12 protein-coding genes and 1 other annotated feature are annotated in these 12,977 nt (G+C 45.3%); of the genes, 11 read left to right on the plus strand and 1 reads right to left on the minus strand.

Going from position 1 to position 12,977, the window contains the following annotated elements:
* Positions 1-64 precede the first annotated feature (64 nt).
* A complete protein-coding gene (locus KNQ02_RS02215) occupies positions 65-1,261 on the plus strand; it encodes a glycoside hydrolase family protein (RefSeq protein WP_251135018.1) in 1,197 nt (398 codons plus the stop codon).
* A 156-nt stretch (positions 1,262-1,417) separates the two neighbouring features.
* Here the strand turns inward: KNQ02_RS02215 and KNQ02_RS02220 are convergent, their stop codons facing one another.
* Complete coding sequence (locus KNQ02_RS02220; RefSeq protein WP_159173490.1) at positions 1,418-2,893, minus strand: catalase; 1,476 nt, start codon at positions 2,891-2,893, stop codon at positions 1,418-1,420.
* 432 nt (positions 2,894-3,325) lie between these two features.
* Here KNQ02_RS02220 and infC point away from each other — a divergent pair, with 432 nt between their 5' ends.
* The 10 genes from infC (at position 3,326) to KNQ02_RS02270 (ending at position 12,956) form a co-directional block, all read left to right on the plus strand.
* On the plus strand, positions 3,326-3,856 hold the full coding sequence (gene infC, locus KNQ02_RS02225) for a translation initiation factor IF-3 (RefSeq protein ID WP_029331126.1): 531 nt from the start codon (positions 3,326-3,328) through the stop codon (positions 3,854-3,856).
* Between the two features lie 27 nt (positions 3,857-3,883).
* Positions 3,884-4,078 (plus strand): 50S ribosomal protein L35, encoded by a 195-nt coding sequence (gene rpmI / locus KNQ02_RS02230; protein ID WP_012371058.1) that lies wholly within the window; start codon positions 3,884-3,886, stop codon positions 4,076-4,078.
* Between the two features lie 37 nt (positions 4,079-4,115).
* Positions 4,116-4,475, plus strand: coding sequence for a 50S ribosomal protein L20 (rplT, locus tag KNQ02_RS02235; RefSeq protein ID WP_088837591.1), 360 nt, complete (start codon positions 4,116-4,118; stop codon positions 4,473-4,475).
* A gap of 118 nt (positions 4,476-4,593) precedes the next feature.
* A complete protein-coding gene (locus KNQ02_RS02240; RefSeq protein ID WP_214766554.1) occupies positions 4,594-5,076 on the plus strand; it encodes a dUTP diphosphatase in 483 nt (160 codons plus the stop codon).
* Positions 5,077-5,088: 12 nt separating this feature from the next.
* The gene (locus KNQ02_RS02245) at positions 5,089-6,171 is read left to right on the plus strand and encodes a M42 family metallopeptidase (RefSeq protein WP_088837589.1); all 1,083 of its coding nucleotides are present in this window, start codon (positions 5,089-5,091) and stop codon (positions 6,169-6,171) included.
* A gap of 3 nt (positions 6,172-6,174) precedes the next feature.
* Positions 6,175-6,930: a TrmH family RNA methyltransferase gene (locus KNQ02_RS02250; RefSeq protein ID WP_214766552.1), complete on the plus strand. Its 756-nt coding sequence runs from the start codon at positions 6,175-6,177 to the stop codon at positions 6,928-6,930.
* 44 nt (positions 6,931-6,974) lie between these two features.
* Positions 6,975-7,190 (plus strand) — a binding site (T-box leader).
* 48 nt (positions 7,191-7,238) lie between these two features.
* Positions 7,239-8,261, plus strand: coding sequence for a phenylalanine--tRNA ligase subunit alpha (gene pheS, locus KNQ02_RS02255; protein ID WP_214807242.1), 1,023 nt, complete (start codon positions 7,239-7,241; stop codon positions 8,259-8,261).
* A gap of 12 nt (positions 8,262-8,273) precedes the next feature.
* Positions 8,274-10,670: a phenylalanine--tRNA ligase subunit beta gene (pheT, locus tag KNQ02_RS02260; RefSeq protein WP_214807244.1), complete on the plus strand. Its 2,397-nt coding sequence runs from the start codon at positions 8,274-8,276 to the stop codon at positions 10,668-10,670.
* Between the two features lie 164 nt (positions 10,671-10,834).
* Positions 10,835-12,247, plus strand: coding sequence for an ABC transporter permease (locus KNQ02_RS02265; RefSeq protein ID WP_214807246.1), 1,413 nt, complete (start codon positions 10,835-10,837; stop codon positions 12,245-12,247).
* Positions 12,248-12,251: 4 nt separating this feature from the next.
* A complete protein-coding gene (locus tag KNQ02_RS02270; RefSeq protein ID WP_088837586.1) occupies positions 12,252-12,956 on the plus strand; it encodes an ABC transporter ATP-binding protein in 705 nt (234 codons plus the stop codon).
* Positions 12,957-12,977 lie beyond the last annotated feature (21 nt).

Here is a 12,977-nt window from a genome sequence, read left to right on the forward strand (position 1 = left end):
ACCCGTTTTGTATCTACATAGTTTTTGAGAATCGGCCGATACATGGATGAGAGGAGTGGAACGGTTGAAGAAATTAATTATAGTGTGTCTTTGTGCGATGTCGTTTACCTTCATTGCGCCGGACATCGAACGAGTCGAAAGTATGAAAACATACCGGATTACACCTCGGACGGAGCCGATTGATTCTGTTTTACGAAAGTATTCGACATATAATGAAAAAACAAAAAACTATTATACGTTACGATCTTATTTAGAAAAAATCGAGGCGGAAGGCGGTGGGACACTGATCTTAGCGAAAGGAACGTATCTGTCGCCGATTCGTGTGGGGGTTCCGTCGAATACGACGATTCGTTTAGAGGATGGTGTCATCATTAAAAAGACATTCGATACCGGGACGACGAAAATCGCAGCAACAACAAGTGTCTTCGACCTCGTTCCACCATCCGTTTTGCGTCTGAAGACAACGGTCGGAAAATATAACGGTTCGAATTATGTGACGATTGAAGGTCAGGGCAATGCACAAATCGATTTAAGTCATCTCGCTAGAGGCGCAGCCTTTGCGATTGCCCATAACGCGAATCTTTACATCGGTGGACTGACGATTCGTAACCAAAACGGTTCACACGCGATTGAGTTAGATGCAACGAATCATGCTGTGATAGAAAATATGGCATTCATCAATGCGACGATGATTAAAAATACGGGACCCAATGAATCAATTAATTTAGATACACCTGATCCGGTAACACAAGGATTTCGATGGAAGTGGTCTGCGCAGGATCGGACACCGAATCAAAATATTGTGATTCGAAACAATACGTTCAAAAACATAAATGTCGCAATCGGTACCCACCAGTACTCGCAAGACCGTCCGCATCAGAATATTCGAATTGAATACAATACGATTGATGGTACGAAAGATCACGCGATTTCGATGATGAATTGGGAGAAGCCGATCGTTCAAATGAATACAATCCGAAACGTCCATCGAGCAGATGGAAAGGCAATCGCGATTCTCGGACGTGGTGTCGTTGGTGGAATCATCAAAGGTAATAAGATTGAAAATACAGATCGTGCGATCCAGATGCAACCACATCAAAGTAATGGATTTAAACCCGTCTATAATCGATTTACGGATGCTGAAAAGCTGAATCTTCGTAAAAATAAAATCAAAGAAGTCAAAGTAGGGCAAGTCGTACTTTATTCAAAGTTGAATAATTTTTCAGTAGAGACATCAGAACGGTTCAATTTTGTCCCATGAAGCATATAAATTCCATATTGAAGCGAAACGTGACAAGTGATTGCTGCAAAAAGAAGAACTGGTCATCCTATGTAAAAGTCTTCTGTCAGTAGTGTTTCTATAATTAAAAACAGCCCACTCCCGATTCAGGAGTAGGCTGTTCGTTTATATGGCTTATTATTTTTGCATTTGTTGCAAGAACGGTTTGATGTCGACGTTCAATGCTTCCGATAACTTTTCACCGAGTGACGCATCGGCACGGTAGAAGTTACAGATTGCAAGTAAGACTGTGTTTTCGTGACGTACTTGTTGAAGGTCATTCACAAGGTTATTGAGAAGAGCCATCTGTTCTTCTTCCGTCATACGACGGTAGACTTCACCAGCTTGGCCGAAGTTATTCGTTTTCTCGATTTCGAGACGGCCATGAATGTCATCATGGAGTGGTTGTGTGTCTTCCGTATACTCAGGTGTTTGTTTCGGTTCATCTTGGTAACGGTTTGGTTCGTAGTTGACTGAACTTGTTTGCTGCTTAAACGGCATTGCACCATCACGCTGGTAGTTGTTGACTTGAGCGAACGGGCAGTTGATTGGAAGCTGTTGATAGTTCGGTCCAATCCGGTGACGCTGTGTATCGGAGTAAGAGAATAAACGGCCTTGAAGTAGTTTATCTTCAGATGGTAACATACCCGGTACAAGGACACCTGGGTTGAAACCGACTGATTCCGTTTCAGCAAAGTAGTTGTCGACGTTTTTGTTTAATGTCATCGTTCCGACGTGTTGGAATGGAATGACATCTTCGAACCAGTCTTTTGTAGCGTCAAGTGGGTCGAAGTCGAAGTTTTCGACATCAGCAGGATCGAGTACTTGGACGAAAAGGTCCCATTCTGGGAAATCGCCATTTTCGATAGCTTGGAATGTATCGTTAGACGCATGATTAAAATCTTTTCCTTGTACTTCGGTTGCTTCGTCGGCAGATAAATTATGAACGCCTTCTTTTGGTACCCAACGTAACTTGATGTAGACCGTGTTACCGTGTGCGTTTACCCATTTGAATGAGTGAACAGAAGAACCACGCATTTTACGGTAGCTCGCTGGAATTCCTTCATCTGTGAAGAGGTGCATCAACATATTCGTTGATTCAGGGCGAAGTGTCATGAAATCCCAGTAACGATCAGGATCTTGGATGTTTGTCCGTGGATCCGGTTTTAATGAATGAACCATGTCCGGGAACTTCATTGCATCTCGAATGAAGAAGACCGGTAAGTTGTTACCGACGAAATCCCAGTTTCCTTCTTCTGTATAGAATTTAACAGAGAAGCCGCGTGGATCACGGAGTGTTTCAGGAGAGTGTGTACCATGAATGACGGTAGAGAAGCGGGCAAAGACAGGGACTTCCGTTCCTTCTTCTTGTAGGAAAGCCGCTTTTGTATATTTTTTCATCGAATTTTTTACTTTAAAGACACCGTGTGCGCCGAAGCCACGTGCGTGTACAACGCGTTCCGGTACGCGCTCACGGTCAAAGTGAGCAATTTTTTCGATTAATTGATAGTCTTCTAATAAAGTAGGTCCGCGACGTCCAGCTGTACGTGAGTTTTGGTTGTCCCCAATCGGCACACCCTGATTCGTCGTTAATTTCTTTTCGTTTTCATTCATTATTTTAACTCCCCCTTATGTAAGATTAAAATAATTATAAAACAATAATCATTCTAAATAAAGAAATAAGCACTATTCAAATAAATAATTTTTAGCACAAGATAAATTTACCCATTCATTTCTAATCAGAAACTTCTTGCTAAACGAACTTAGGATTGCTATTATAATCAAGTATGTGAGCAACGTTCTAATTGAACTGATAAAGCGGCTTGACATCACGGGAAAGTAAGTGCTATGATAGCAAAGTGAAATGACAACAAAGCAGAAGCATCCCGCTTCTCACCATGTACAGGTTGCTGTGCTGGTCCATCATGATGATATGTGATAGTAGAGTGTTCTCTGACTATTGTATTCTTTATGAGTGTGGGCGGGAAAAACTGCCGACGCTTTTTTTATAGCGTTTTATATCATTCATTTTTCGTGCTCTGCACGATGGAGGTGCTAACCATTAGCAAAGATCTGTTAATCAATGAAGGCATCCGCGCTCGAGAAGTTCGTCTTATCGGAGCGGATGGTGCACAACTTGGAGTCCAATCACGCACTGAGGCATTGCGTCTCGCTGAGGAAGCTGACCTTGACCTCGTCATGGTCGCACCACAAGCAACGCCGCCTGTATGTAAAATCATGGACTACGGTAAATACCGTTTCGAGTTGCAAAAGAAGGACAAAGAAACTCGGAAGAATCAGAAAGTGATTCAGATGAAAGAAGTCCGTCTCAGCCCAACAATCGAGGAGAATGACTTCCAAACGAAATTCCGTAATGCGAAGAAATTCTTGGAGAATGGTAACAAAGTGAAAGCGAGTATTCGCTTCCGCGGACGTGCCATCACTCACTCGGAAATCGGTAGACGTGTCCTTGAACGTCTCGCTACGGATTTAAGCGAGTTCGGTGTAGTTGAACAGAGACCGAAGATGGAAGGACGCAGCATGTTCTTAGTGCTTGCTCCAAAGAAAGAAGACTAATCGAATCGAAGTAGGAGGGAATCTCTCATGCCTAAAATGAAATCGCACCGCGGTGCTTCTAAGCGTTTCAAACGTACTGCTTCTGGCAAATTGAAACGTGGTCGTGCTTACACAAGCCACTTATTCGGTAACAAATCAACTAAAGCGAAACGTAAATTACGTAAAGCTAGCATGGTATCATCGGGTGACTTCAAACGCATCCGTCACATGATCGCGAAGTAATTTATTCAATCGTACACAGATTTAGGAGGGAATTTATATGCCACGCGTAAAAGGCGGATATACGACTCGTCAACGTCGTAAAAAACAACTCAAATTAGCTAAGGGCTATTACGGCTCGAAACATACACTCTTCAAGGTAGCGAAACAGCAAGTCATGAAATCTCTCATGTATGCTTACCGTGACCGTCGTCAAAAGAAACGTGACTTCCGTCGCCTTTGGATCACTCGGATCAATGCGGCTGCACGTATCAACGGTCTTTCTTATAGCCGCATGATGCATGGTCTCAAACTTGCGGGTATCGACATCAACCGTAAGATGCTTGCTGACCTCGCAGTTACAGATTCAGCTGCATTTGCTTCACTTGCTGACTCAGCAAAAGCAAAATTGAACGCTTAAGTTCTACAATTCGTCGGGGAATTTAATTCTCCGGCGTTTTTTTTGAGGAATGCTAAAATAGGTGATAGGCAGAAGTTTATGTCTACGTTTTATTTTTTTGGATAGAAGGAGAATTAAGATGGACTGGTTGACACTTTTTGAGATGCAGGAACAGTTAGATAAACGAATCCAGTCAGAACATAATTTGACCGGGAATCAGTTTGATGAGCGGTTGCTTGCCCTATTAGTAGAGTTAGGCGAACTGGCGAATGAAACACGTTGCTTTAAATTCTGGTCGACAAAGGGACCATCAGCACAAGTTACGATTCTTGAGGAATATGTCGACGGCGTCCATTTCCTCCTATCGCTCGGTCTAGCTCTTGATTATAAGAAAGATCGATTCGTTGAAGGGGATTATTACTTGACTGCGACAGACGCGTTTTTAGATGTTTACAATAAAACAAATGTGTTCGCGATTTCAAGAACAGAACAAAGTTACGATGTTTTAATTGGTGCATACCTAGCATTAGGTGCTACACTTGGTTTTACACAAGAAATGATTTTCAAGGCTTATGTTTCAAAAAACGAGGCGAATCATGTTCGCCAAGACAACGGTTACTGAGGAGGAAATCAGATGAATGAACAATTACATATGTTGAAGCGTCTAACGGATGCAACAGGAGTACCCGGGAACGAGAAAGAAGTACGCCAGCTCATGCGGGAGTATCTAGAACCTCACGCTGAAGCATTCCATCAAGATGGGTTAGGTAGCTTATTCGCGGAACACAAAGGGGCAGAAGATGATGCGCCTCGTATTTTAATTGCCGGTCACATGGATGAAGTTGGATTCATGGTAACGAAGATCGATGAAAAAGGGTTTCTTCGCTTCCAACCACTCGGTGGTTGGTGGGGACAAGTGCTTCTGGCACAGCGTATGAACATTGTGACATCATCTGGAGAAGTCATTCCAGGCGTAATCGGTGCGAAACCACCTCATGTTTTACCACCGGAAGCGCGCAATAAACCAGTCGATATCAAAGAAATGTTTATTGATATCGGTGCTACTTCAAAAGAAGAAGTCGAAGGTTGGGGAATCCGACCAGGAGATACGGTCGTTCCACATTGCGAATTTACTGTGATGAAAAATGAGAATTTCTTGATGGCAAAAGCTTGGGACAATCGGATTGGCTGCGCGATTGCGATTGAAGCCATCAAACGTTTAAAAGAAGAAGGACATCCGAACACGATTTTTGCAGGAGCAACGGTGCAAGAAGAAGTTGGGCTTCGTGGCGCGCAAACGGCTGCGAACTTAATTCATCCATCGATTGCATTTGCTGTTGACACAGGAATCCCTGGTGATACACCAGGAATGACGGATCGCGAAGCATTGTCAAAACTTGGAGAAGGTGTACAAGTCATCATGTTTGATGCGACGATGATCGCACACCGTGGATTAATCGATTTCGTCACAGGTGTCGCAAAAGAAGAAAACATTAAATATCAATTGGACCTAACACCGGGTGGTGGGACGGATGCTGCGAAATTCCATTTATCGAACACAGGAGTTCCTTCGCTCGCATTGACAGTACCAATCCGTTACTTGCATACGAACGTTTCCATTATGCATAAAGCAGATTTCGAAGCAGCAGTCGATTTAATCGTTGCCGTTACGAAACGTTTAGATACGCAAGCAGTCCAAGCGATTTACGAGGGGTAAACCATGAAACATATTTCTTCTACGAAGAATGAGATCGTCAAACAATGGAAAAAGCTTTTAACAAAAAAAGGACGTCTGCAAACGAAACGTTTCCTTATTGAAGGGGAACACTTAGTTGAAGAGGCTGTTCGTGCTGGAATCATCAAAGAATTGATTGTCCGTGAGGATGTTCAAGTTCCGGGTTCTTGGAAGAAAAATGCGGCTGACTTGATCACAATTGACGAATCAGTTGCCAAAGTCTTGTCAGAAACAGAAACGACACAAGGGATTTTCGCAGTTTGTGAGATGAAAGAGCAAACAGAGCGCTTAGAGCGTGGCCGTTACCTGTTACTCGATCGTCTGCAAGACCCGGGTAATGTCGGAACGATGATTCGGACAGCCGATGCTGCTGGATTCGATGGTGTCATCATTGGTCACGGGACAGTTGATGTCTATAACAGCAAAGTCCTCCGCGCAACACAAGGTTCGATTTTCCACTTGCCGGTCATCATGATGTCGCTTGATGAAGCGATTCAAGACTTGCATGAATTGGGAGTGTTCGTTCTTGGAACGGCACTACGCAATGCCAATCCGTATACAGAAGTCGAAAATCTTGGTGCAATCGGACTCATCATCGGGAATGAAGCACAAGGTGTATCACCGGAATTGCTCGACCAATGTGATGGACGTGCTTACATTCCGATTCGCGGAAAAGCGGAATCACTCAATGCAGCCGTTGCAGCAGGAATTTTACTGTATCATTTTGCTCCGGTCGATTGAATCACTGAAGCGTTCATGCTAAAGTGAGTTACAGTAGAACATTTAATTAGACGTTGATGGAACAGAGTAGGTTAGAGAACGATTCGATTAGGGAGAAGAAGCCTTAGACTGCAAGCTTCTTTACGAATCCGCTAGCTGAATTCACTCCGGAGTCGCACGAGAGATCGTGACGGGAAGCGCCCGTTATCGCGCTACTTGAGGACTTGATGGATTCAAGTCGAACAAGGGTGGTACCACGATTTAATTAAATCGTCCCTTCGGCATTTGCTGAAGGGGCGTTTTTTATTTGAAAAAAAGGAGTGACGAGCATGCGGGAACAATTAGAGGCACTTCGCGACGAAGCGTTACAACTCGTGAATCAAGCCAGTACACAAAAAGAATTAAATGATGTCCGTATCAAATATCTCGGAAAAAAAGGTCCGATCACAGAAGTATTACGTGGAATGGGAAAATTATCAGCAGAAGAACGTCCGGTTGTCGGTGAAATCGCAAATGCGGTTCGTGGTGTCATCCAAACAGAACTCGAGCAACGTTTAGTAGACGTCAAGCAACAAGAAATGGACGCAAAACTAGCGCTTGAAGCGATTGACGTGACACTTCCGGGTCGATCGAAAAAAGTCGGACAAGCGCATTTGCTTCAACAAGTCACGGACGAGATCGAGGACATCTTTGTTGGACTCGGTTATACGATTGCAGAAGGACCTGAAGTCGAACAAGATTTGTTCAACTTCGAAATGTTGAATCTGCCGAAAGATCATCCGGCACGTGATATGCAAGATTCATTTTATATCACGGATGAAATTCTGATGCGGACCCATACGTCACCTGTCCAAGCGCGGACGATGCTCGCTTCGAAAGGTGAACCGATTCGGATTCTTTGCCCAGGGAAAGTCTATCGTCGCGATGAAGACGATGCGACGCACTCACACCAATTCATGCAAGTGGAAGGACTCGTCGTTGGAGAGTCGATTTCAATAGCAGACTTAAAAGGCACGCTCGAAGCATTCGTGAAGCAAATGTTTGGGGAGGCACGTGAAATCCGGTTACGCCCTAGCTTCTTCCCGTTCACAGAACCATCCGTCGAAGTCGACGTCTCGTGTTTTAAATGTGGTGGAAAAGGGTGCAATATCTGTAAACAAACAGGCTGGATTGAAATTTTAGGTGCCGGTATGGTTCATCCGCACGTCCTTGAGATGGCAGAATATGATAGTACGAAAATGTCTGGATTTGCCTTCGGGATGGGGATTGAGCGAATCGCCATGTTGAAATATGGGGTCGATGATATTCGCCACTTCTATACGAATGACGTTCGCTTCAGCGAACAGTTTTAAGGGGGAAAACAGATGTTAGTCTCAAAACAATGGTTACAGCAGTTCGTTGACGTCAGTCAGAAAACCGGTGAGGAACTGGCGGATTTAATTACGAAGAGTGGGATCGAAGTCGAGGGTGTCGAAGTCCGTGACGCCGATTTGAACAATATCGTCGTCGGTCATGTATTAACAAAAGAAAAGCATCCGGAAGCGGATAAGCTAAACGTCACGACGGTTGATATCGGACAAGAAGAACCGGTCCAAATCGTGTGTGGTGCACCAAACATTGAAGCAGGACAAGATGTCATCGTTGCCCGTGTCGGAGCACGCCTTCCGGGCATTAAAATTAAGCGAGCTAAACTGCGTGGAGTCGTTTCTGAAGGCATGATTTGTTCACTTGAAGAACTTGGCTTTGAGAAAAAGTATATTCGTGAAGATGAGCAAGCTGGAATTCATACATTCCGTGAGCCGGTCACACCAGGGCAAGACGTCTTAGAACTACTTGGTCTGCATGACGAAGTATTAGAACTCGGTTTGACACCGAACCGTTCTGATTGCTTGAGCATGTACGGAGTTGCACATGAAGTAGCAGGTATCTTAAATACGACGGCTGTTTTCCCGGCAATCGACGTGACGGAAGATGAAGAAAAAACGAAACTTGCTGTCACACTTGAGTCGGAGGAATGTCCGTTTTATGCGGCGCGTGAAATCCAACATGTCGTCATCGGTGAGTCGCCACTTTGGCTCAAAAACCGCTTGATTGCGAACGGGATTCGTCCAATCAACAATGTCGTCGACGTGACGAACTTCGTCTTACTTGAAACAGGACAACCGCTTCATTCATTCGATGCTGAAAAACTGGGGCAGCAAATCGTCGTTCGTCAAGCGAAAACGGGAGAGTCCTTCCAAACACTTGACGAAGTCGAACGGACACTCGATCCTTCGATGCTCGTCATCACAGATGGCGAAAAGCCCGTCGCACTTGCAGGTGTCATGGGTGGTGCAAATACAGAAGTCGACGCAACAACGACGTCAATCATCCTCGAATCGGCTTATTTCGCACCGACATCTGTCCGGAAGACGAGTCGTGTCCTTGGACTACGTTCGGACTCCAGTTCACGTTTTGAAAAAGGGGTCGACCCACGTCGTGTCTTGTTAGCACTCGACCGGGCAGCCGCATTGATTGCTGAACTTGCTGGTGGAACAGTCCTTGCTGGAACGGTCCAAGCAGGTACACTTCAACTCGATGATCACTTAATCGAAGCGAGTGTCTCGTATATCAATCATCGTCTCGGAATGGAAATCGAAGGTACGGTCATGAAAGAGTTATTAGAACGCCTTGGACTCGAAGTTGAGTTATCAGGAGATGCACTAACGGTCAGTGTACCGACACGTCGCCAAGACTTGATGATTCCGGCTGATATCGCGGAAGAAGTCGCACGACTCTATGGGTATGATGCATTGACATCGAGCTTACCGCAAGAAGCGAGCCGCGGTTTCTTGCCGAAACGGAATCAACATCGCCGTCAAATCCGTCGTCTCTTACAAGGTGCCGGTTTATCGCAAGCCATCACGTACTCACTGACGAGTGAACAACGTGCGATGCAATTCAATGAACAAACAGATCTCCACCCCGTTAAGTTGGCGATGCCGATCAGCGAAGCACGTTCGACACTTCGGACATCATTGATTCCAGGGTTACTCGAAGTCGCGCAACACAATGTCGCACGTCAACATGCCGACCTCGCTTACTACGAACTGGGGAGCGTTTACCTCCAGCGTGATGCGTCACTTGAGACGTTGCCGATCGAACAAGAACTGGTCGCCGGAGTCGCTGTCGGACTAGCGGAACAACACCGTGCGCATGGCACAATGGTCAAAACGGATTTCTTCGTTGTCAAGGGAATCGTCGAAACGTTAGCAGAGGCATTCAATGTCACGTTGACATACGAAGCGGCGGTCATCGATTCGATGCATCCAGGTCGGACGGCACGTGTACTGATGGACGGTGAAGCGATTGGGTTCGTCGGACAAGTGCATCCAGCACTCTCGAAAGAGCAGTATGGCTTAAAAGAAGTCTACGTCTTTGAACTCGATGCCATGAAACTTCACTCGAAAGAGCCGGTCGTCTATCAAGAGATGTCCCGTTTCCCATCGATGACGCGCGACATCGCGATTGTCCTCAATCAATCGGTCACAGCAAGCGAAGTGGAGCAAGTGATCATGCAAGCAGCAGGTCCGCTTTTACAACATGTCATATTATTTGATGTCTACACGGGCGATAACGTCGGTGAAAACAAAAAATCATTCGCCTTCTCGCTCCGTTATCAAAATGAGGAACGGACTTTGGTCGATGAAGAAGTCACAGCAGCACACGAACATGTCGTATCGGCTTTAACAAAAGCGTTCGACGCAGAACTTCGTGCGTAACCGGTCAATCGAATCACATGAGTTAAAACGAGGATGACGTCACTGTCATTCTCGTTTTTTTTGCGTTTCGGCCGTTTCTTCGTTCAAGATACAGTCGAACTACAGCTAGACTACAGATACGTTGCATAAGATGAGCTTAGAAGATTAAAGGAGGAACACGAAAAATGAATTTTTTGAAGCGGGCAGGAAAAAGTATTGTAGCGCGAAAGGGAAAGACGATGATCATGTTGATTATTTTGACGATAATCGGATCACTCGTACTGTCAGGATTCGCGATTCAGAATGCTGCTAAATCGGCGGGAGAAGAGGCGAGAAAAGAGTTAGGGGCGACAGTGACACTACAAGTCGATCGACAAAAGCAAATGCAGGAACGACAAGCGTCAGGTGAACGTGGACGACCAGAAGAAGTAGCGATTGATACGACGGATGTTGAAGCAATCGAACAACTAGATGAAGTCAAGTCCGTCAACTACCTGGCACAAACGACAGCGACATCAAGTGATCTCACACCGATTGAGAGTGAATCAACGAACTCAGGTGGTGGGCGAGGGGGAGAGATGCCTGAAGGGATGACGATGCCAGATTTCTCTTTAAATGGTGTGACGAACATGGAACTACTTGATACATACACGAACGGTACATTGAAAATCGTGGATGGAGAAGCATTGACTACCGATGCTAAAGAAAAAAGTGTTGTCATCGATGAAAACTTAGCGACTGAAAATGATCTCAAAGTCGGGGATACGTTTAAGCTGACATCGACAACGACCGAAAATTCCGTAACAGTGACGATCATTGGGTTATCGGCATCGACGGAAGCGACATCCGATGCGAATTTCCGAGCGGCAGGCTTCATGGACCCGATGAACCAGATGTACATTGCAAATGATACACTCGCGAGCTTCTCGACTGAAGAAGGAACGGTCAGTGTATCGAGTGTCGTCTACGCGCTAGAAGATCCATCTGAAATCAATACGTTCAAAAAAGAAGCGATGGCGGTCTCACCACTCGACTGGGATACGTTCACACTGGATGCGAATGATGCTGCTTATCAAAAAATGGTTGGACCGATTGAACAAGTCGCGTCCTTCTCAAAATCTGTCGTCTATCTTGTTAGTATCGCAGGTGGTTTGATTTTAGCGCTGTTGATTTTATTATCCGTCCGGGAACGTCGAAAAGAAATGGGTATTTTACTGGCGATGGGTGAAAAACGCTCGAAATTAATGGGGCAATTACTAATTGAAACGTTTGCGATTGCGGCAATTGCTTTCCTTGTCACGTATGCGACAGGTGGCATGACATCACAATTCATGACAGATCAGCTTTTGAACCGCGAGGTGACGGAAGCGGCTAGTTCGGTCGCAACGCAGACTGGTTTTGGCGGTCCGGGTGGACGCGGCGGACAACAAGTGTTAGATAGCATTCCACAAATTACAGAGATGACAACGAAGATTGATTGGACGACGTTACTTCAAGTCATCGAAATTGGAAGTCTAATCGTCTTTTTATCTGTCTTGTTACCTTCACTTGCCTTACTACGGATGAATCCAAAAGAAATTCTATTACGGGAGGATTAATACTATGACGACTTTAGAAATGACGAACGTCACCTATGCCTATACATCAGGAAGCAAGCAACAACGGATCTTGAACGATGTCTCGATGCAGTTCGAGGCTGGACGGTTTTATGCAATTCTCGGTGAATCAGGTTCCGGGAAAACGACGGCTCTCAGTCTGTTGAGTGGACTTGATTCACCGACAGAAGGACAGATTACGTATCAAGGTCGCGATATTCGAAAAATCGGATTGACGACGTATCGTTCACGACATGCTGCGACCGTTTTTCAATCGTTTAATTTATTGACGTATATGAACGCATTGGATAACGTGATTGTCGCACTCGAATTGAGTGGACAACGCATAAAAGGAAAAAAGAAACATGCCCAAAATCTCCTTGAACAGGTCGGAATCGACGAAGCCCATGCGACAAAAAATGTACTGCAGTTGAGTGGTGGTCAACAGCAACGTGTCGCCATCGCACGTGCCCTTGCGACGGAAGCCCCAATCATTCTTGCGGATGAGCCGACGGGAGCGCTCGATGAAAAAACTGCGACGGACATCATTCGGCTATTTCAAGAACTTGCTCACCGTTCTAACCGTTGCATCATCGCGGTGACGCACTCTGCGGAAGTCGCTCGTGCTGCCGATCATATCATTGAATTGAAGAAACAGCGTTTTATAGAGAAGAAACGTGTTACGGAAGGCGAGGTCGTTCCTGCACGTTGATCCGAAAAAGCTCTCGCGTCT

Source organism: Exiguobacterium sp. s102, from assembly GCF_018618635.1.
GTDB classification, from domain to species: Bacteria; Bacillota; Bacilli; order Exiguobacteriales; family Exiguobacteriaceae; genus Exiguobacterium_A; species Exiguobacterium_A oxidotolerans.